Genomic DNA, 17161 nt, shown 5'->3' on the forward strand with positions numbered 1-17161 from the left:
TGAGCTGCGTCCCTGAGCCTGTCGAAGGGCGCCGCCCGAGAGAATGGGTCCCTGAGCCTGCCGAAGGGCCCCGCCCCGCACACCCGCACGGACGCATCACACATGCACGGAGCATCCGCCCGTATCGCCGTGCATCCGTGCGCACTCCGTGCAAACGGATGCTGACGCCGGCGGGGATGCTTCGACAGCCTCGGCAACCCAGTTCGGATCCAAGACCTCAGCAACCCGGGTCCTGAGACTGGGTCCCTGAGCCTGTCGAAGGGTCCCGCCCCGCGAGACTGGGCCCCTGAGCCTGTAGAAGGCTCCCGCCCCTAGGAGGCCAGCCCGAGCGCCGGGGCCAGGTTCTCGTTCCACACGTCGACGCCGAGCTTGGCGATCAGGGCGATCACCACGACGAGGAACACCACGCGGATGAACTTCGTGCCGCGCGAGATCGCCATGCGCGACCCCAGGTAGCTGCCCGCGACGTTGGCGACCGCGAGAATCCCCCCGAGCACCCACAGCACCGAGCCGTGCGGGATGAAGAGCAGCAGCGCACCGAGGTTCGTGGCGAGATTGACGATCTTGGCCTTGGCGCTGGCCTGCAGGAAGTCGTAGCCGAGCAGCGCGACGAGCGCGATCACGAGGAACGTCCCCGTTCCCGGCCCGATCATGCCGTCGTAGAAGCCGATCACGAGACCGGCCGCGCCGGCCATGATGTGGTGCTTGTGCCCGTGGAAGCGCAGCATGGTCGCCGCGCCCATCTGCGGCCGGAAGGCGGTGAAGAGCGCGACCGCGAGCAGCGCCACGACGATGATCGGCTTGAACGCCGCGGCGGGCAGCAGCGTGGCCACCGCGGCGCCGCCGAACGATCCGGCGAGCGCGATGAGGGCCATCGGGATCGCGGTGCAGATGTCGGGTTTCGCGCGCCGATAGTAGGTGACGCTGCTGGTCGCAGTGCCGAACACCGAGGCGAGCTTGTTGGTCGCGAGCGCCTGGATCGGCGCGATCCCGGGGATGAGCAGCAGCGCGGGCAGTTGCAACAGCCCTCCGCCCCCGACGACGGCGTCGATCCAGCCGGCGGCGAAGGCGGCGATGACGACGAGCAGCAGCATCCCCCAGGTGAGCTGCTCGAGTCCGAGCACGGTGCCGATGTCCACCCGGCCATGATTCCAGAGACTCGGGCGCGCACCGGCATCCGCTCGCCACGGCGCGACGCTCCCGCTGACAGACTGGAGGCATGATCGAGGCCCTCCCCCTGCCGTACCCGTTCGCGTCGCGCCCGGGGAGCACGGTGCTGCGCCGCGCCACGGCCGACGACACGGATGCCGTGATCGCCCTGCTCGCCGACGACCCGATCAGCGCGGCGCGCGGCGATGTCGCCTCGGAAGACGACCGACCCGCGTACGCCCAGGCGCTTCTCGAGATCCTCGCCGAGCCGTCGAACGACCTGATCGTCGTCGAGCTCGACGGGGCGATCGTCGGCACTTTGCAGCTCACCTCGATCCCGGGCATGGCGCGTCGGGGCGCCCGGAGGCTGCTCGTCGAGGCCGTCCGGGTGCAGAGCGACCTGCGGTCGTCGGGCATCGGGTCGGCCGTGATGCGCTGGGTCGGCGAGCAGGCCGCACCCGCGGTCGGAGCAGCGATGGTGCAGCTCACCTCGGATGCCGCGCGCACCGACGCACACCGCTTCTACGAGAAATTGGGGTACATCGGGTCACATCTCGGTTTCAAATACACGGTCGAGACCGCCTGAACTCCGCGCCACGACGCGGCGCACCCCACCCCGCCACCACCCGGTCACCCTCCGTTCACCCACGCCGCTCCGACCGGTAACTCACGGCCCATAGTTTCCTCTCGCAACCCGAACCGGCGCACCGCCGGACACCCGAGAGGACACTCATGGCACGCTTCACCCGCCGCGCGCGCATCGGCGCCGGTATCGCACTGGTCACCACCGCCGCTCTGGCACTCACCGCCTGCTCCGGCGCCGCCGACGCGACCGACGCCGGCGAGGGCTCGACCGACGCCGCGACCGCGACGTCCGTCGCTGACTTCGGCACCTTCGCCGACCTCGAGGCCGCCGCCAAGGCGGAGGGCCAGCTCAACGTCATCGCGCTGCCGCGCGACTGGGCGAACTACGGCGAGATCCTCGACCTCTTCGCCGAGAAGTACCCCGAGATCACCATCAACGAGGCCTCCCCCGACGTGTCCAGCGCCGAGGAGATCCAGGCCGCCGAGACCAACAAGGGCCTCGACACCGCTCCCGACGTGTTCGACATCGGCCTCACGGTCGCGCTCCAGAACACCGACTACTTCGCCCCCTACAAGGTGCAGACGTGGGACGACATCCCCGCAGAGCTCAAGGAGCCGACCGGCCTCTTCGTCGGCGACTACGGCGGATACATGTCGGTCGGCTACGACTCGTCGAAGTTCGACGCTCCCGCGGAGCTCGCCGACCTGCTCTCGGCCGACTACAAGGGTGCCGTCGCGATCAACGGCGACCCGACCCAGGCCGGCGCCGCGTTCGCCGCGGTCGGTCTCGCGACCGTCCAGTCCGAGGGTACGCTCGACGACTTCCAGCCCGGCATCGACTTCTTCTCGGAGCTGCAGAAGGCCGGCAACCTGCTCAAGGTCGACGTGACCACGGCGACCGTCGCGAGCGGCGAGACCCCCGTCGTCTTCGACTGGGACTACCTGAACGCCTCGCACAAGGCCGACAACCCCAACTGGGAGGTCGTGGTCTTCGACGGCACCGGCTACGCGGGCTACTACAACCAGGCGGTCAATGTCGACGCCCCGCACCCGGCTGCGGCGCGCCTGTGGCAGGAGTTCCTCTACAGCGACGAGGTGCAGAACCTGTGGCTCGGCGGCGGCGCTCGCCCCGTGCGCATGGAGGCCATGACCGAGGCCGGCACGATCGACGCCGACCTCGCTGCGGCTCTGCCCGAGGTTCCCGAGGAGACGGTCGTCCCCACCGAGGAGCAGTCCACCAACGCCGGCACGCTGCTCGGTGAGAAGTGGGCAGCGGCGGTCCAGTGACGACTCTCGTCGACACGGGGGCGGATGCTCCGGCATCCGCTCCCGCTACCACCGCCGGGCCCGCGCACACCGCGCGGGCCCGGCGGTCCGCGCCTTCCTGGGCCTGGTTGGGTCTCGTACCCTTCGCGGCCTACATCGTGCTGTTCCTGGCCGTGCCGACGCTGCTCGCGATCGGCTCCGGTTTCTTCACCAAGGACGGCTCGTTCACCTGGACCAACGTGTCGGCACTGGGCGATCCCGTCGTGCTGAACACGTTCGCCAACTCCGCCTGGATCTCGCTCCTGACCGCCGTCGTCGGCGCCGTCGTCGGCGCGCTCGTCTGCTACGCCCTCCTCGGGATGAATCCGCAGGGCGCGATCCGCTCGTCGGTGGATGCAGCGGCCGGAGTCCTCGCCCAGTTCGGCGGCGTGATGCTGGCGTTCGCGTTCATCGCGATGATGGGCATCCAGGGTGTGCTGACCGTGTTCCTCAAGGACACGTTCGGCATCAACATCTACGAGAACGGCACGTGGCTCTACGAACTGCCCGGTCTGATCCTGCCGTACATCTACTTCCAGATCCCTCTCATGGTCATCACCTTCATGCCGGCCCTCGCCGCGCTCAAGCCGCAGTGGGCCGAGGCGAACCTCACCCTCGGCGGCACGCGCACGAGCTTCTGGCTGCGCATCGGGCTCCCGGTGCTCGCCCCGTCGTTCCTCGCGAGCCTGCTGCTGCTGTTCGCGAACTCGTTCTCCTCTTACGCCACGGCCGCCGCTCTCGCGAGCCAGGGCTCGCAGATCGTGCCGCTGCAGATCCGCACCGCACTCACGAGCGAGACCGTGCTCGGTCGCGAGAACCTCGCGGGCGCGCTCGTCCTCGGCATGATCGTGGTGGTCGGCGTCGTGATGGCCCTGTACTCGCTGATCCAGCGTCGGGCTGCGAGGTGGCAGTCGTGAACCGTCTCGCCCCCTCGCTCACGACCCGCTGGGTCATCGGCATCCTCGTCGGCCTGTTCTTCGCCATCCCGCTCGTGTCGACGTTCCTCTACACGCTGCGCGACACCGAGAGCGGGCTCTCGTTCGACCACTGGCTCGCGCTGTTCGACCCCGCCGCCTCCGCGGCGATCAAGCCGATCTGGACCGGTCTCGGCAACTCGCTCATCCTCGCCGTCGTCACCGTCGCGATCGTGCTGTTCCTGCTCGCGCCGACGATGATCCTGGTGAACCTGCGCTTCGGCAAGCTCAAGCCGATCTTCGAGTTCGCGGTGCTGCTGCCGATCTCGATCCCCGCGATCGTGCTGGTCGTCGGTCTCGCCCCGATCTACCTGCAGATCGGCCGCTCGGTGGGCACCGGCACGTGGACGCTCGCGTTCGCGTACGGCATCACGGTGCTGCCCTTCGCCTACCGCTCGATCCAGGCGTCGATCGACGCCGCCGACCTGCGCACGCTCTCCGAGGCCGCACGGTCGCTCGGGGCGGGCTGGCCGACGGTCGTGCTCAAGGTGCTCGCGCCCAATCTGCGCCAGGGCCTGCTGGCCGCGTCGCTCATCTCCATCGCGGTGGTGCTCGGCGAGTTCACCATCGCCTCGCTGCTGAACAGGCAGGTGTTCCAGACGGCCATGGTCGTCGTGCAGAAGCAGGACCCGTACGCGCCGGCGATCTTCACGCTGCTGGCACTCGCGCTCGTGTTCCTCCTTCTCCTCCTCATCGGTCGCGTCGCACGCGGCAACGGAAAGGCCCACTCATGACCATCGATCACGCACTCCCCCGCACCCAGGACAACCTGCTGCTCGCCGAGGCCGGCGAGGGCACCCGGGTGCAGCTGCAGAGCATCGTGAAGAGCTACGCGGGCAACCGCGTGCTGCACGGCGTCGACCTCGACATCGCCCCGGGTGAGTTCGTCTCGCTGCTGGGTCCGTCGGGCTGCGGCAAGACGACGCTCCTGCGCGTGCTCGCGGGCCTCGAGGGCTCCGACGAGGGCGCGGTGCTGCTCGGCGGGCAGGACGTCTCGCGCGTCCCGACCAACAAGCGCGACATCGGCATGGTCTTCCAGTCGTACTCGCTGTTCCCGCACCTGCGCGTCGCCGAGAACACGGCCTTCGGGCTGCGCCGCCGCGGGGTGTCGGCATCCGAATCCGCCAAGCGCGCGAAGGATGCTCTCGCCCTGGTCGGTCTCGCCGACTTCGCCGACCGCTACCCGCACCAGCTGTCGGGCGGCCAGCAGCAGCGCGTGGCACTGGCGCGCGCCCTGGTCACCGAGCCCAAGGTGCTGCTCCTCGACGAGCCGCTGTCGGCGCTCGACGCCAAGGTGCGCGTGCAGCTGCGCGATGAGATCCGCCGCATCCAGCTGCGCCTGGGCATCACGACCGTGTTCGTCACGCACGACCAGGAGGAGGCGCTCGCCGTCTCCGACCGGATCGCCGTGATGAACTCGGGCCGCATCGAGCAGATCGGCTCGCCGGAGGAGCTCTACACGACGCCGTCGACCGCCGGTGTGGCCGCGTTCGTGGGTCTCTCGAGCATCGTCGCCGGCGTCGCCGAAGGCGACCACGTCGTCGTCTGGGGGCAGCGGCTGCCGCTGCAGACGCCCGCCGACGGCCCGGTCGACGTGTACCTGCGCCCCGAGAACGTGTTCTTCGCGTCAGAGGCGGATGCCGCGACCGACGCGATCGTCGAGGAGAGCACCTTCCTCGGCAGCATGCGTCGCACGCTCGTTCGCACCGAAGCGGGAGAGATCGTCCGGGTGCAGCACGCCCCAGGCATCCACCCCGCCTTCGGCGATCGCGTCCGCATCGCGGTCGCGCCCGAGCCCGTGGCCGTGCACCCGCGCGCCTGAATCCCGCCCTCCCGCCGCACGCGGTCGGGCGCTACCGTGATGCACGAGAGGCCCTCCGCCTCGCAGACACCACAGAGAGGATGCCTCATGGCAGGCAAGTTCGAGCTCTACACCGACAGGTCCGGCGAATACCGGTTCCGCCTCAAGGCCGGCAACGGTCAGGTCATCGCGACGAGCGAGGGCTACTCCTCGAAGTCCGCCGCGGAGAACGGGATCGAGTCCGTGCGCACCCACGCCCCCGACGCCGAGGTCGTCGAGGTCTGATCCCTCGTTCACAACGATGAAGCCCCCGGAGCATTCGCTCCGGGGGCCTCATCGTGTGTGAACGTCTCACAGCACGCGCGAGAGGAAGTCCTTCGTGCGCTGGTGCTGCGGGTTGCCGATGACCTCGCGCGGGTCGCCCTCTTCGACGATGTGACCGCCGTCCATGAAGATCAGGCGCGAGCCGACCTCACGGGCGAAGCCCATCTCGTGGGTGACCACGAGCATCGTCATGCCCTCGTCGGCGAGCGTGCGCATGACCTGCAGCACCTCGCCGACCAGTTCGGGGTCGAGCGCCGACGTCGGCTCGTCGAACAGCATCATGTCGGGGTTCATGCACAGCGCCCGCGCGATCGCGACGCGCTGCTGCTGCCCACCCGACAGATGCCCCGGGAACGCCTTCGCCTTCTCGGCCAGGCCGACACGGGCGAGCATCTCGTGCGCGATCTTCTCGGACTCCACCTTGCCGCGCTTCTTGACGCGCTGCTGGGCGATCGTGAGATTGCCGAGCACGTCGAGGTGCGGGAACAGGTTGAAGCTCTGGAACACCATGCCGATGCGGGTGCGCACACGGTCGATGTCGGTCTCGGGGTCGGTGATGTCGATCCCCTCGATCAGCACCTTGCCGCCGGTCGGCTCCTCGAGCAGGTTGACCGAGCGCAACAGCGTCGACTTCCCCGAGCCCGAGGGGCCGATCACGCAGACGACCTCGCCCTTGGTGACGGTGAGGTCGATGCCCTTGAGCACCTCGTTGTCGCCGAAGGTCTTGACGAGACCCTGGATATCGATCGCCGGGGCGTGGACATCAATCAGTTCGGTGATCATCGCTGCCTCGCCATCCTTCGCTCGAGCCACGCGCTGAAGCGCGTGAGGGGGATCGTCACGATCAGGTAGAGGATCGCCGCCATGATCAGCGGTGTCGCGTTGGAGTTCTGCGTCGCCGCATCACGGGCGAAGTTGGTGAGCTCCTTCGACCAGATGAACGTCCCCGCGATGAACAGCAGCGAGGTGTCCTTCAGGAGCAGCACGAACTCGTTCGTGAGCGGCGGGATGATGATGCGGAACCCCTGCGGCACGACGATCCAGAACGTGGTCTTCATGGGAGACATGCCGAGCGAACGCGCGGCCTCGGTCTGCCCCTTCGGAACCGCCTGGATGCCGGCGCGGATCGTCTCGGCCATGTACGCCGAAGCGACGAGGATGAGACCGATCAGCCCCAGGACGACGGGGCCGCCCAGGTCCTTGCCCGGCACTCCCGACGCGATCGGCAGGATGAAGGCCACGGCGAAGATCGTCAGGATCGCGGGAAGCCCACGGAACAGTTCGATCCATGCCGTGGCGATCCACCGGAACGGGAGGATCGACGACATCTTCAGCAGCGCCAGGATCACGCCGAGCACCAGTCCGAGGATGAAGGCGACGGCCGTGAACCACAGCGTGTTGACGAGTGCGGTGGTGATGATCCCGGGGAACATCTTGACCGCGATCTCCGGGTTGAAGAACAGCGGACCGATCTTCGCCCAGTTGGTCCCGACCGCCGCCCAGACGACGATGGCGATCAGGACCGCGTAGACGATGTAGCGGTACAGCTTGCTCTTGGTAGTTCGCTTCAACGCCATTGTGAAGGACCTCCGAGACGACTACGACGCACGGCTCAGTTGGCCGTGAAGTAGGTGTCGTAGATCGTCTGGTACTCGCCGCCGTCACGCAGTTCCTGCAGGGCGTCGTTGACGGCCGCGAGCAGCGCGTCCTTCTCGCCCTTCGCGAAGGCGAAGCCGTACGACTCGTCGGTGTTGTAAGTCTCGACGATCTCGTAGGCGCTGTCGGCCTTCTCGTGCTCGAGGTTCACCGGCTGATCCTGCAGGATCGCGTCGATGAGGCCCGACTGCATTGCCGGCCACAGCTCGCCGTCCGAGGGGTACTGCACGAGCTCGGCGCCCGTGGCGTTCTCGGTCGCGTAGGTCTCACCGGTGGTGCCCTGCTGGACGCCCACGTTCTTGCCGGCGAGGTCGTCGATGCCCGTGATGCCCGAGTCGGTGCGCACGAGCAGCGACTGCAGCGAGTCGTAGTACGGGTCGGAGAAGTCGATGTTGGCCTTGCGCTCGTCGGTGATGGTCATCGCCGAGGCGCCGATGTCGCACGTGCCCGCGGCGAGGGTCGTGCCGGACTGCAGCGCGTCGAAGCCCACGTCCTGCACCGAGAGCTTGAGATCGAGCTTCTTCGCGATCGCGTCGAGAAGGTCGATGTCGAAGCCGGTGTAGCCGGTTCCGTTGTCGCCACCCTCGAACTCGAACGGTGCGTAAGGGATGTCGGAGCACACGGTGAGCGTGCCGGCCGTGACCAGTCCGTACTCGTCACCAGCGGCGGGTTCGCTGGATCCGGAGTCGGTTCCGCCGGCGCAGCCTGCGAGCGCGAGGGTTGCGGCAGCCACGAGTGCGAGGCCGGCGAAGGTAGTGCGACGGTGCATAACAGCTCCTGAGAGTCGATGGCAGGGTAAGGCCCACCGAAGTGGGCCGATAGGTGAACATCCTGGCACGTGCCGGGTGGATGCCCTACTAAGAGTGCCCGATCCAGGATTACGGTTTTGTTTCGGTGCGTTACGCGTGCGGGGATCAGATCTCGAAGTCGACGGCGACCCGTGCGCTCACGACGGACCGGATGTATCCCGACGCCTCGACGTGCGCGGGGTGCACCTGATACTCGTCGAGCGCCTCGACGGAGTCGAAGTCGGCGACGAGCACGACATCCCAGTTCGACTCCGGCAGCACGACGTTCGCGCCGGCCGAGATCGACAGCAGCTGCGGCACGACACCGTCGAGGGCGTTGAGGCGGCGGGCCACCTCGGCGGCCTGCGCGGCGCGCTCGTCGGCGTCCTCCGAGGCGAGCTTCCAGGAGACGACATGGCGGATGGTCATTTCAGGGCCTCCTCGAGGGCGGTGCGCAGTCGGTCCGGCGAGAGTCGCCAGTGCGCGTGCAGTTCTCCGTCGATCAGGACGACGGGGATCTTCTCCCACCACAGATCGAACAGGGCGGGGTCTTCGGTGATCGAGGCCTCGACGATCTCGATCCGCTCGGCCGCGGCATCCGGCAGCTCGGCGACGACGGCGTCGATGACCTCGGAGGCCACGTCGCAGAGGTGGCAGTCGGGCTTGCCGATGAGGGTCAGCGTGGTCACGCCGAGGGAACCTCGACCGCGCGTCCCTGCGCGATCCATTCGCCCGTGCCGCCCTCGACGTTGGTGGCGTCGTAGCCGCGCGCTTCGAGCGCCTCGACGACGCGAGCCGAACGGCCGCCGGCCTGGCAGATCACGTCGAACGACTCGGCCGGGAGCTCTTCGAGTCGGTTGCCGATCTCGGACATCGGGATGTTGACGGCGCCGGGCACGTGGCCCGCCGCGAACTCGTCCTTCTCGCGCACGTCGATGAGCGGCGTGCCCGTGCGGTCGGCGAGTTCGGTGACGGTGATCGACTTCATGGCTTCCTTCGAGCTGCTCGGACCTTCGGCAGAGACACAAAGCGCCCCCATTCGACATGCTCCGAAGAGCTGTCGGGGGCGCTCGTGTCTTGGCCGCTTACTTCTTGTTGCGGCGCTGGTGGCGAGTCTTGCGAAGCAGCTTGCGGTGCTTCTTCTTCGCCATGCGCTTGCGGCGCTTCTTGATGACAGAACCCACGGAAACCTCACTAAGTCAGGGGGTTGGGCGTCGCGATGATCGGACGCCCGGGTACGGGCACGGAAAAATGCCTCGGATCAGTCTAGCAAACCGTCGGGCCTGCGCCGTCACACCGACGATGCGGGCGCCCGCACGGTCAGCCGACGTCGGCGATCGGGCGCTGGAGGGCGTCCGCCACGGCGGACTCCGGCACGCGATAGCTGCGTCCGAAACGGATGGCCGGCAGGTCGCCGGAGTGCACGAGCCGATAGACGGTCATCTTCGACACGCGCATGATCCCGGCCACCTCAGCAACAGTGAGGAACCGGACGTCAGGAACTTCGGGCATCCCACATACCCCTTTCTCGAATGAGCACACTCTATGGGTTGGCAGTGACGCGTGTAAACCCTTGGGGCCGGTGTGAACAGTGGGACTCACGGTGCCGTCACTCGTCACAGCAGAGGCATAGCCTCTCTCCGAGGTTCACTCAGCCGAAAGTGTCACACTCGGCGCAGGACCGGGGCAGGCACCGCCTCGGGACACGCGGGCTGGGGCCCGCGGCATCGCCCCCGACGACAGCCCCCCGGTCGCCGGGGGCGAACTGTGTCGAGCGGGGCGTCAGGCGCCGAGTCGCTTGAGGGCCGTGGCGACCACGTGCTTCGCGGATGCCGCCGCGCGCCCGACCACTTCCGCCGCGTGCGCGGCACTCTCGGGGATCGGGGCCCCGGGGTAGGCGATGTCGGGGGCGTCGTCGCCGAACGCGTCGACGAGGAAGGGCACCAGCCAGTCGTCGACGACCTCGAGCGGCTCGACCGCGAGGCTGTAGAAACGACGCTGACCGTCTTCGCGCACGGTCACCAGCTCGGCGTCACGGAGCACCTTGAGGTGCTTCGACACCGTGGGCTGACTGATGCCGAGGTCGGCGACGATCTGGCTGACGCTCGTGCCCGCTTCTCCTTCGGTGGTGCGCCGCAGGAGGAGCTGGAGGATGTCTCGCCTCGTACCGTCTGCGATCACGTCGAAGATGTCGGTCATGTGTTCAGGGTAGTCGTCCCCGGCACGGAGTACCATGACGAGGGCTCGGTCGCAGGTGCTGAGCCGGCGCCGATCTGCGGCGGAGGCAGACGAAAGGGGACGCGATGTCGGGCATCGTGTCTGCGTCGTCCCCCAAGCAACGCCTGCGCAATGTCGCCGCCCACGGTCGCCACATCCTCACCTCCTCGCCCTCGCGTCTCGCGATCGTGGTGTTCGCGCTGCTGATCCTCGTGTTCACGGTGCTGCTCTCGCTGCCGATCGCTGCGGCCGATCGCACCGTCACCCCGCTCAGCGACGCGCTGTTCACGGCCGTCTCGACCATCTGCGTCACCGGCCTCGCGACCGTCGACATGGCGAACCACTGGTCACCGTTCGGGCACGTGCTCATCTTCGTCGGCGTGAACATCGGCGGTCTCGGCGTTCTGACCCTCGCCTCCCTCATGGGCATGGTGATCTCGAAGCGCCTGGGGTTGCGCGCCAAGCTCCTCGCCGCGGGCGACACCAACCCGATGCGCGCGCACGGCGGCGTCGTCAACGAGAGCCAGACCGTCCGCCTCGGGGAGGTCGGCCAGCTACTGCGCACCGTCGCCTTCTCGGCGCTCATCATCGAGGGCGCGCTCGCCGTGCTCCTCTACCCCGGACTCGTGATGGCCGGGGTGAGTCCGATCGCGGCGCTCTGGGAAGCCCCCTACTTCGCCGCGATGGCGTTCACGAACACGGGCTTCGCCCCCAACGACGGCGGCGTCGCGGTGTTCGCCGACGACTACCTCGTGCTGTCGCTGCTGATGGTCGGCGTCTTCCTCGGAAGCATCGGCTTCCCCGTGATCTACTCGCTGGCCAAGCACGTCTGGCACGTCAAGCGCTGGTCGCTGCACACCAAGCTCACCCTCGTGACGACCGTGCTGCTCTTCGTCCTCGGGGCCGCGGTCTTCCTCATCCTCGAGTACCAGAACCCGAAGACCTTCGGCTCGATGGATGCCGCCGACACGACGTTCCAGGCCTTCTTCCTGTCGGCGATGACCCGCTCGGGCGGTTTCAACGTGATCGACATGGCCGACCTCAACGGCTCGTCGCTCGTCGCCGCGAGCATGCTCATGTTCGTCGGTGGAGGATCGGCGTCAACCGCCGGAGGAATCAAGGTCACCACCCTCGCGGTGCTCGCGATCGCGGTGTGGTCCGAGGCGAAGGGTCGCCAGTCCGTCGAGGTGTTCGGCCGGCGCATCCCCAGTGACGTGCAGCGCGTCGCGCTCAGCGTCGTCGCCTGGGGAGCCACGATCGTCGCCCTGTCGACCATCGTCATCGCGCAGATCACGAAGGCCGACATCAGCCACGTGCTGTTCGACGTGATCTCCGCCTTCGCCACCGTCGGACTCTCGACGGGCCTCACCGCCGAGCTCCCCGACGCCGGCTCCTACGTGCTCGCCGCCACCATCTTCATGGGGCGCATTGGTACAGTGACTCTCGCCGCGGCAGTCGCCGCGACATCGCGATCGCAGTATTACTCACTGCCCGTGGAAAGGCCGATCGTTGGTTGAAGTCCTCCGGGGCGACGCTCCCGTCCTCGTCATCGGTCTCGGCCGGTTCGGCGCCGCCTGCGCGGGCGAACTCGATCGCCTCGACCGGGAGGTCCTCGCGATCGACGGCAACCTCGAGCTCGTCCAGAAGTGGTCGGATCGCGTCACGCACACCGTGCAGGCCGATGCGAAGAACATCGACGCCCTGCGCCAGATCGGCGCCCAGGACTTCCAGGTGGCGGTCGTCGCGGTCGGCTCGTCGATCGAGGCATCCGTCCTCATCACCGCCAACCTCGTCGACCTCAAGGTCCCGCAGATCTGGGCCAAGGCCGTCTCGCAGTCGCACGGCAAGATCCTCGCCCGCGTCGGAGCGAACCACGTCATCTATCCGGAGCGCGAGGCCGGCGAGCGCGTCGCCCACCTCGTCAGCGGCCGCATGCTCGATTTCATCCGCTTCGACGACGACTTCGTGCTCGCCAAGATGTACCCGCCGAAGTTCATCCGAGGCATCGGCCTCAACGAGTCCGGCGTGCGCACGAAGTACCGCGTCACGGTGGTGGGCGTCAAGAGCCCGGGCAAGCCGTTCCGCTACGCCGAGGCGAACACGATCGTCACGAACCACGACCTGATCATCGTCTCCGGCACCAACAGCGACATCGAGCGCTTCGCCGCCCTCGACCGCTGACGCGCGCGACTCGTACAGGTCGGGCGAGGCGTCAGGCGTCGATGTCGAGAGTGATGTCGACGACGTCGTCGATGCCGATGCCCTCACCGTCCTGCAGAGCCTTCTTGATCGGGACGATGTAGCCGCCGTCCTTCGGCCAGAGCGACGTCGTCACGCGCGTTCCGCCGATCGTGACGGATGCCGGGATCATCCCCCACCCGTAGGTGACGACCGCGGCGACCGCGCCGATCATCACCGCTTCGGTCTCGGGCACGGTTACGAAGTGGAACGGCGCGGGCCCGCGCCAGAACCAGATCTCGCCCGAGAATCGCAGCCGCATGGTCACGCCCCGGCGGCGAGCTCCCGAGCGCGCGCCAGCGCGGCCGCCGAAGCATCCGCGAACGTCTTCTCGAGGTGCGCATCCTGCAGCACCGCGATCGCACGCTCGGTGGTGCCCTTCGGACTCGTGACCCGTCGGCGCATCTCGGTCGGGGTCTCCCCCGACGCTTCGAGCAGCGCCGTCGAGCCGATGAAGGTCTGCTCCGCCATCAGGCGGGCGTCCGCCTCGCTGAAGCCGAGACCGAGGCCGACCTTCGTCCATTCCTCGATGAGCAGGAAGACGTAGGCGGGGCCCGAACCCGAGATCGTCGAGAGCGCGTCGATCTGCGACTCCGGCACCTCGATCACGGCGCCGACCGTCTCGAACAGGCGGCGCACGAGCGCCATGTCGTCGGGCGTCGATGCGGGACCGGCGGCGAGACCGGTGACCGCCTTGCCGACCGTCGCCGGGGTGTTGGGCATCGAGCGGATGACGTGCACGTCGGCGCCCAGCGCGTCTGCGAACGTGGCCAGCGTCACACCGGCGGCGAGACTCACCACGATGGCGTCCGGGGCGAGGTGCGGGGCGATCTCGCGGAGCAGATCCGGCACCATCCCCGGCTTCACGCCCACCAGCACGATCCGGGCGGAAGCGAGTGCGTCGCGGTTACCGTCGGGACGCTCTTCGAGGGCGATGGTCGTGACGCCGGGAAGGTCGGCGAGGTCGGCGGCAGTCACCCGCGAGCGGTTCGTTGCGGTGATCCCACCGTCGACGGCGACGCCCGAGGCGACGACGCCGCGCAGGATCGCCCCTCCCATCGAACCGGCACCGAGGAACGCGAGAGCGGGGAGAGAGTCAGCCATGTCGTCATCCTACGGCGGGCGCACCTGCGATCCCCAGAGGGGGCGATCTAGACTCGACACATGAGTGCATCCGGCGGCGGCAAGGCGATCATCGCAGCGTTCCTGGCGAACATGGGCATCGCGCTCGCGAAGCTCGTCGCCTGGCTGCTCTCGGGGTCCGCCTCGATGCTCGCCGAGGCCGTGCACTCGATCGCCGACTCCGGCAATCAACTCCTGCTCCTGCTCGGCGGACGCAAGTCGCGCCGCGAGGCCGACCGCGCGCATCCCTTCGGCTACGGCCGCGAGCGGTACGTCTCGGCGTTCGTCGTGTCGATCATCCTGTTCTCGCTCGGCGGTCTGTTCGCCATCTACGAGGGCATCGACAAGCTCACGCACCCGCACGAACTGGACCCCGTGTGGTGGTGGCTGCCGATCGTCGTGCTCGTGATCGCGATCGGACTCGAGAGCTTCTCACTGCGCACCGCGATCAAGGAGAGCAACCTCGTTCGAGAGAAGGGGCAGTCCTGGGTGTCGTTCGTGCGCCGCTCCAAGGCGCCTGAACTGCCCGTCGTTCTGCTCGAGGACACCGGTGCACTGGCGGGCCTGAGCTTCGCGCTGCTCGGCGTCGGGCTCACCGTCATCACCGGCAACTCGGTGTTCGACGCGATCGGCACGCTCATGATCGGTGTGCTGCTGGTGCTCATCGCGATCGTGCTGGGCATCGAGACCAAGAGCCTGCTCGTCGGCGAAGGCGCCACCACCGCCGACCTCGATCGCATCGTCGACGCGATCGCCGCCGGCGACGAGGTCGAGAAGCTCATCCACATCAAGACCCTCTACCTCGGCCCCGACGAGCTCATGGTCGCGGCGAAGATCGCACTGACCGCCGACAAGTCGGTGCGCGAGGCTGCCGACGACATCGATGAGATCGAGGCGCGCATCCGCGAGGCCGTTCCCGCCGCCCGCGTGATCTACATCGAGCCGGACGTGTACCGGCCTGCCCTCGATCCGGAGCCCCCGACCGACGCGTTCGTCTTCAAGTCCTCGGACTGACCGCCTAGGCCGCAGCGTCAGCGCTTGCGGGCGAAGAAGTCGCGGAGCAGAGCGGTAGCGGCATCCGCTTCGACTCCCCCGACGACCTCGGCCCGGTAGGGGAGACGGCGATCGCGCAGCACGTCGTACATCGACCCCGCGGCTCCCGCCTTGTCGTCCCACGCCCCGAAGACGACCCGTCCGATGCGCGCCTGCAGGATCGCTCCGGCGCACATGAGGCACGGTTCCAGGGTGACGACGAGGGCGTGCCCCTCGAGATTCCAGGAGCCGACGGATGCCGCGGCCCGGCGTAGCGCCTCGACCTCGGCGTGACCCGTGGGATCGTGCGTCTCCTCGCGGGTGTTGCGCCCCTCGGCGATGATGCGACCGGCGGAGTCGACGACCACGGCACCCACCGGTATCTCGTCCGCGGTGCTCGCCTCCGCCGCGAGCACGAGCGCACGGCGCATCGCGGGCAGGTCGGCGGCGGTCATGGATCGAGCCTACGACAGCGGCGTGCGGCGTCCGCCGCGCGCGGTGCATCCGATGTCGTGCCGGGCCGCTCGGCGCATTAGCCTGTATTCCATGCGTGTTCACGTCGCCGACCACCCTCTCGTCACCCACAAGCTCTCGGTGCTGCGCGATGCGCGTACCCCGTCGCCGGTGTTCCGCCAGCTGACGGAGGAGCTCGTGACGCTCCTCGCGTACGAGGCGACCCGCAACGTCAAGGTCTCTCCGATCGAGATCACGACCCCCGTCACGACGACGATGGGTGTGAAGATCTCCGAGCCCCGCCCGATCGTCGTCCCGATCCTGCGGGCCGGCCTCGGCATGCTCGAGGGCCTGGTCAAGCTGCTCCCGACCGCCGAGGTCGGATTCCTGGGCATGGTGCGCGACGAGGAGACCTTCGAGCCCACGACGTACGCGGAGCGTCTTCCCGACGACCTGAGCGACCGGCAGTGCTTCGCCATCGACCCGATGCTCGCGACGGGCGGCTCGCTCGCCGCGGCCATCCAGTTCCTGTTCGATCGCGGGGCGAAGGACGTCACGGCGATCTGCCTCCTGGGCACGCCCGAAGGCGTCGCGGCGATCGAGGCGCTCGTCGGCGACCGCGATGTGACGCTCGTGCTGGGTGCGCTCGACGAGCGTCTCAACGAGAAGGGGTACATCGTGCCCGGCCTCGGCGACGCGGGCGACCGCCTCTACGGCACGGTCTGAGCCGCAGGCGGCTGTTCAGCCCACGATGAGGCGGTACGCACGCTCATCCCCGTAGTGCTCGAAGCCGGCGCGCGCGATGATCGGCGCAGAGGTCGAGACGCGTCCCTTCACCCGAGCCGTCATGGCGCCCCATTGCGCCGCGATCCGGAGGCGTTCGGACAGGACTGCACGGTAGGCGCCGCGTCCGCGATGGTCTTCGAGAGTCGCCGCGCCCCAGAGACGCGCGAAGCCGTCGGCGAGTGTCCACCCTCCCGTGCTCACCGGCTGCCCCGCGAGGCGCGCGAGCACACGTCCGTGGGTGCGCGACTCCAGCGACGCGGTGAGCTCATCGAACTCGGCACGGAAGCCCTCGTCGTCGAGAGCGAGCTGCTCCCACACCGCGACGTTGATCCCGTCGACCGCTCGGATCTGGTCGAGGTCGGTGACCAGCTCGGCGATGGCCCCGTTCGGCGGAGGTGCTGCGGCCGCGGCCTCCCCATCGATCGGTCGTGCGAACACCGCGACGGTGTCGATGTGTTCGGCTCCACGCCGGCGGAGCTCATCCTCCAGATCGGGCTCGTCCGAGGGGTTCGTCCAGAACGTCAGGGTGTCTTCGCCCCAGCGCACCGTACGGGAGATCGCATGGTCGAGAATCTCGTCCGCACGCCGCGAGGAGCGCACCTGCGACCCTCGTACTCCCCCACCGAAGCGAGGCGGGTAGCGAACGAGGAGCAGCTCCGCGTTCTCGCTCTCGGATCCTCGGGGAAACCACGCCCACTCCGCGGCTGCTCGAAGTATCTCGTCTCGGGTGT

General features: G+C 68.3%; 24 protein-coding genes. 10 read left to right on the top strand and 14 right to left on the bottom strand.

Annotation, left to right across the window (positions count from 1 at the left end; all coding sequences use genetic code 11):
• Nucleotides 1-311: 311 nt before the first annotated feature.
• Nucleotides 312-1094, bottom strand: coding sequence for a sulfite exporter TauE/SafE family protein (locus tag WFJ97_RS06690; RefSeq protein ID WP_336641865.1), 783 nt, complete (start codon nt 1092-1094; stop codon nt 312-314).
• Between the two features lie 125 nt (nt 1095-1219).
• Here WFJ97_RS06690 and WFJ97_RS06695 point away from each other — a divergent pair, with 125 nt between their 5' ends.
• The 6 genes from WFJ97_RS06695 (at nt 1220) to WFJ97_RS06720 (ending at nt 6099) form a co-directional block, all read left to right on the top strand.
• Nucleotides 1220-1735: a GNAT family N-acetyltransferase gene (locus tag WFJ97_RS06695; protein WP_336640898.1), complete on the top strand. Its 516-nt coding sequence runs from the start codon at nt 1220-1222 to the stop codon at nt 1733-1735.
• A gap of 146 nt (nt 1736-1881) precedes the next feature.
• Nucleotides 1882-3021 (top strand): ABC transporter substrate-binding protein, encoded by a 1140-nt coding sequence (locus WFJ97_RS06700; protein ID WP_247955671.1) that lies wholly within the window; start codon nt 1882-1884, stop codon nt 3019-3021.
• Complete coding sequence (locus tag WFJ97_RS06705; protein WP_442928390.1) at nt 3000-3956, top strand: ABC transporter permease; 957 nt, start codon at nt 3000-3002, stop codon at nt 3954-3956. Before WFJ97_RS06700 ends, WFJ97_RS06705 begins: the two co-directional genes overlap by 22 nt.
• A complete protein-coding gene (locus WFJ97_RS06710) occupies nt 3953-4747 on the top strand; it encodes an ABC transporter permease (protein WP_247632808.1) in 795 nt (264 codons plus the stop codon). Before WFJ97_RS06705 ends, WFJ97_RS06710 begins: the two co-directional genes overlap by 4 nt.
• The gene (locus WFJ97_RS06715) at nt 4744-5835 is read left to right on the top strand and encodes an ABC transporter ATP-binding protein (RefSeq protein ID WP_336640899.1); all 1092 of its coding nucleotides are present in this window, start codon (nt 4744-4746) and stop codon (nt 5833-5835) included. The genes WFJ97_RS06710 and WFJ97_RS06715 overlap by 4 nt, the downstream gene beginning before the upstream one ends.
• 87 nt (nt 5836-5922) lie before the next feature.
• Nucleotides 5923-6099: a YegP family protein gene (locus tag WFJ97_RS06720; RefSeq protein WP_247623256.1), complete on the top strand. Its 177-nt coding sequence runs from the start codon at nt 5923-5925 to the stop codon at nt 6097-6099.
• A gap of 66 nt (nt 6100-6165) precedes the next feature.
• Here the strand turns inward: WFJ97_RS06720 and WFJ97_RS06725 are convergent, their stop codons facing one another.
• The 9 genes from WFJ97_RS06725 to WFJ97_RS06765 all read right to left on the bottom strand — a co-directional run bounded on the left by WFJ97_RS06725 (nt 6166) and on the right by WFJ97_RS06765 (nt 10781).
• On the bottom strand, nt 6166-6921 hold the full coding sequence (locus WFJ97_RS06725) for an amino acid ABC transporter ATP-binding protein (RefSeq protein ID WP_336640900.1): 756 nt from the start codon (nt 6919-6921) through the stop codon (nt 6166-6168).
• Nucleotides 6918-7715 (bottom strand): amino acid ABC transporter permease, encoded by a 798-nt coding sequence (locus WFJ97_RS06730; RefSeq protein WP_336640901.1) that lies wholly within the window; start codon nt 7713-7715, stop codon nt 6918-6920. The genes WFJ97_RS06725 and WFJ97_RS06730 overlap by 4 nt, the downstream gene beginning before the upstream one ends.
• Nucleotides 7716-7750: 35 nt before the next feature.
• The gene (locus WFJ97_RS06735) at nt 7751-8563 is read right to left on the bottom strand and encodes a basic amino acid ABC transporter substrate-binding protein (RefSeq protein ID WP_336640902.1); all 813 of its coding nucleotides are present in this window, start codon (nt 8561-8563) and stop codon (nt 7751-7753) included.
• A 145-nt stretch (nt 8564-8708) separates the two neighbouring features.
• Nucleotides 8709-9011 (bottom strand): Dabb family protein, encoded by a 303-nt coding sequence (locus WFJ97_RS06740; protein ID WP_247623260.1) that lies wholly within the window; start codon nt 9009-9011, stop codon nt 8709-8711.
• Nucleotides 9008-9271 (bottom strand): glutaredoxin family protein, encoded by a 264-nt coding sequence (locus WFJ97_RS06745; RefSeq protein WP_247623261.1) that lies wholly within the window; start codon nt 9269-9271, stop codon nt 9008-9010. Before WFJ97_RS06745 ends, WFJ97_RS06740 begins: the two co-directional genes overlap by 4 nt.
• Complete coding sequence (locus WFJ97_RS06750; protein ID WP_247623262.1) at nt 9268-9570, bottom strand: rhodanese-like domain-containing protein; 303 nt, start codon at nt 9568-9570, stop codon at nt 9268-9270. The genes WFJ97_RS06745 and WFJ97_RS06750 overlap by 4 nt, the downstream gene beginning before the upstream one ends.
• Nucleotides 9571-9667: 97 nt before the next feature.
• Nucleotides 9668-9766: a 30S ribosomal protein bS22 gene (locus tag WFJ97_RS06755; protein ID WP_003792170.1), complete on the bottom strand. Its 99-nt coding sequence runs from the start codon at nt 9764-9766 to the stop codon at nt 9668-9670.
• 136 nt (nt 9767-9902) lie between these two features.
• Complete coding sequence (locus tag WFJ97_RS06760) at nt 9903-10094, bottom strand: helix-turn-helix domain-containing protein (protein WP_247623263.1); 192 nt, start codon at nt 10092-10094, stop codon at nt 9903-9905.
• 270 nt (nt 10095-10364) lie between these two features.
• Complete coding sequence (locus WFJ97_RS06765) at nt 10365-10781, bottom strand: ArsR/SmtB family transcription factor (RefSeq protein WP_247623264.1); 417 nt, start codon at nt 10779-10781, stop codon at nt 10365-10367.
• Between the two features lie 104 nt (nt 10782-10885).
• On the opposite strand from WFJ97_RS06765, the gene WFJ97_RS06770 reads away from it, so the two are divergent.
• Together WFJ97_RS06770 and WFJ97_RS06775 are read left to right on the top strand one after the other, a co-directional pair.
• Entirely contained in the window at nt 10886-12316 is a 1431-nt protein-coding gene (locus WFJ97_RS06770; protein ID WP_247955665.1) for a TrkH family potassium uptake protein, read from the top strand.
• A complete protein-coding gene (locus WFJ97_RS06775) occupies nt 12309-12980 on the top strand; it encodes a potassium channel family protein (RefSeq protein WP_247623266.1) in 672 nt (223 codons plus the stop codon). The genes WFJ97_RS06770 and WFJ97_RS06775 overlap by 8 nt, the downstream gene beginning before the upstream one ends.
• A gap of 31 nt (nt 12981-13011) precedes the next feature.
• On the opposite strand, the gene WFJ97_RS06780 is transcribed toward WFJ97_RS06775, so the two are convergent.
• Together WFJ97_RS06780 and proC are read right to left on the bottom strand one after the other, a co-directional pair.
• On the bottom strand, nt 13012-13299 hold the full coding sequence (locus tag WFJ97_RS06780; RefSeq protein WP_336640903.1) for a DUF1905 domain-containing protein: 288 nt from the start codon (nt 13297-13299) through the stop codon (nt 13012-13014).
• Nucleotides 13300-13301: 2 nt separating this feature from the next.
• On the bottom strand, nt 13302-14141 hold the full coding sequence (gene proC, locus WFJ97_RS06785) for a pyrroline-5-carboxylate reductase (protein ID WP_336640904.1): 840 nt from the start codon (nt 14139-14141) through the stop codon (nt 13302-13304).
• A 60-nt stretch (nt 14142-14201) separates the two neighbouring features.
• Between proC and WFJ97_RS06790 the strand changes: the two genes are divergently transcribed.
• Nucleotides 14202-15173, top strand: a complete 972-nt coding sequence (locus tag WFJ97_RS06790; protein ID WP_247632813.1) for a cation diffusion facilitator family transporter — start codon at nt 14202-14204, stop codon at nt 15171-15173.
• 17 nt (nt 15174-15190) lie between these two features.
• Here the strand turns inward: WFJ97_RS06790 and WFJ97_RS06795 are convergent, their stop codons facing one another.
• Entirely contained in the window at nt 15191-15646 is a 456-nt protein-coding gene (locus WFJ97_RS06795) for a nucleoside deaminase (protein WP_336640905.1), read from the bottom strand.
• A 91-nt stretch (nt 15647-15737) separates the two neighbouring features.
• Between WFJ97_RS06795 and upp the strand changes: the two genes are divergently transcribed.
• Nucleotides 15738-16370 (top strand): uracil phosphoribosyltransferase, encoded by a 633-nt coding sequence (gene upp / locus WFJ97_RS06800; RefSeq protein ID WP_247623271.1) that lies wholly within the window; start codon nt 15738-15740, stop codon nt 16368-16370.
• A 15-nt stretch (nt 16371-16385) separates the two neighbouring features.
• On the opposite strand, the gene WFJ97_RS06805 is transcribed toward upp, so the two are convergent.
• On the bottom strand, nt 16386-17030 hold the full coding sequence (locus WFJ97_RS06805; RefSeq protein WP_336640906.1) for a GNAT family N-acetyltransferase: 645 nt from the start codon (nt 17028-17030) through the stop codon (nt 16386-16388).
• Nucleotides 17031-17161 lie beyond the last annotated feature (131 nt).

Source organism: Microbacterium sp. USHLN272 (assembly GCF_037149655.1).
GTDB lineage: Bacteria > Actinomycetota > Actinomycetes > Actinomycetales > Microbacteriaceae > Microbacterium > Microbacterium galbinum.

Excerpts from the sequence above, each read along its gene's own strand:
- WFJ97_RS06780 (WP_336640903.1), bottom strand. The coding sequence starts at position 13,299 with ATGCGGCTGCGATTCTCGGGCGAGATCTGGTTCTGGCGCGGGCCCGCG.
- WFJ97_RS06700 (WP_247955671.1), top strand. The coding sequence starts at position 1,882 with ATGGCACGCTTCACCCGCCGCGCGCGCATCGGCGCCGGTATCGCACTG.
- WFJ97_RS06770 (WP_247955665.1), top strand. The coding sequence starts at position 10,886 with ATGTCGGGCATCGTGTCTGCGTCGTCCCCCAAGCAACGCCTGCGCAAT.
- WFJ97_RS06695 (WP_336640898.1), top strand. The coding sequence starts at position 1,220 with ATGATCGAGGCCCTCCCCCTGCCGTACCCGTTCGCGTCGCGCCCGGGG.
- WFJ97_RS06725 (WP_336640900.1), bottom strand. The coding sequence starts at position 6,921 with ATGATCACCGAACTGATTGATGTCCACGCCCCGGCGATCGATATCCAG.
- WFJ97_RS06715 (WP_336640899.1), top strand. The coding sequence starts at position 4,744 with ATGACCATCGATCACGCACTCCCCCGCACCCAGGACAACCTGCTGCTC.
- proC (WP_336640904.1), bottom strand. The coding sequence starts at position 14,141 with ATGGCTGACTCTCTCCCCGCTCTCGCGTTCCTCGGTGCCGGTTCGATG.
- WFJ97_RS06790 (WP_247632813.1), top strand. The coding sequence starts at position 14,202 with ATGAGTGCATCCGGCGGCGGCAAGGCGATCATCGCAGCGTTCCTGGCG.
- upp (WP_247623271.1), top strand. The coding sequence starts at position 15,738 with ATGCGTGTTCACGTCGCCGACCACCCTCTCGTCACCCACAAGCTCTCG.
- WFJ97_RS06690 (WP_336641865.1), bottom strand. The coding sequence starts at position 1,094 with ATGCTGCTGCTCGTCGTCATCGCCGCCTTCGCCGCCGGCTGGATCGAC.
- WFJ97_RS06760 (WP_247623263.1), bottom strand. The coding sequence starts at position 10,094 with ATGCCCGAAGTTCCTGACGTCCGGTTCCTCACTGTTGCTGAGGTGGCC.
- WFJ97_RS06765 (WP_247623264.1), bottom strand. The coding sequence starts at position 10,781 with ATGACCGACATCTTCGACGTGATCGCAGACGGTACGAGGCGAGACATC.
- WFJ97_RS06730 (WP_336640901.1), bottom strand. The coding sequence starts at position 7,715 with ATGGCGTTGAAGCGAACTACCAAGAGCAAGCTGTACCGCTACATCGTC.
- WFJ97_RS06720 (WP_247623256.1), top strand. The coding sequence starts at position 5,923 with ATGGCAGGCAAGTTCGAGCTCTACACCGACAGGTCCGGCGAATACCGG.
- WFJ97_RS06750 (WP_247623262.1), bottom strand. The coding sequence starts at position 9,570 with ATGAAGTCGATCACCGTCACCGAACTCGCCGACCGCACGGGCACGCCG.
- WFJ97_RS06740 (WP_247623260.1), bottom strand. The coding sequence starts at position 9,011 with ATGACCATCCGCCATGTCGTCTCCTGGAAGCTCGCCTCGGAGGACGCC.
- WFJ97_RS06795 (WP_336640905.1), bottom strand. The coding sequence starts at position 15,646 with ATGACCGCCGCCGACCTGCCCGCGATGCGCCGTGCGCTCGTGCTCGCG.
- WFJ97_RS06735 (WP_336640902.1), bottom strand. The coding sequence starts at position 8,563 with ATGCACCGTCGCACTACCTTCGCCGGCCTCGCACTCGTGGCTGCCGCA.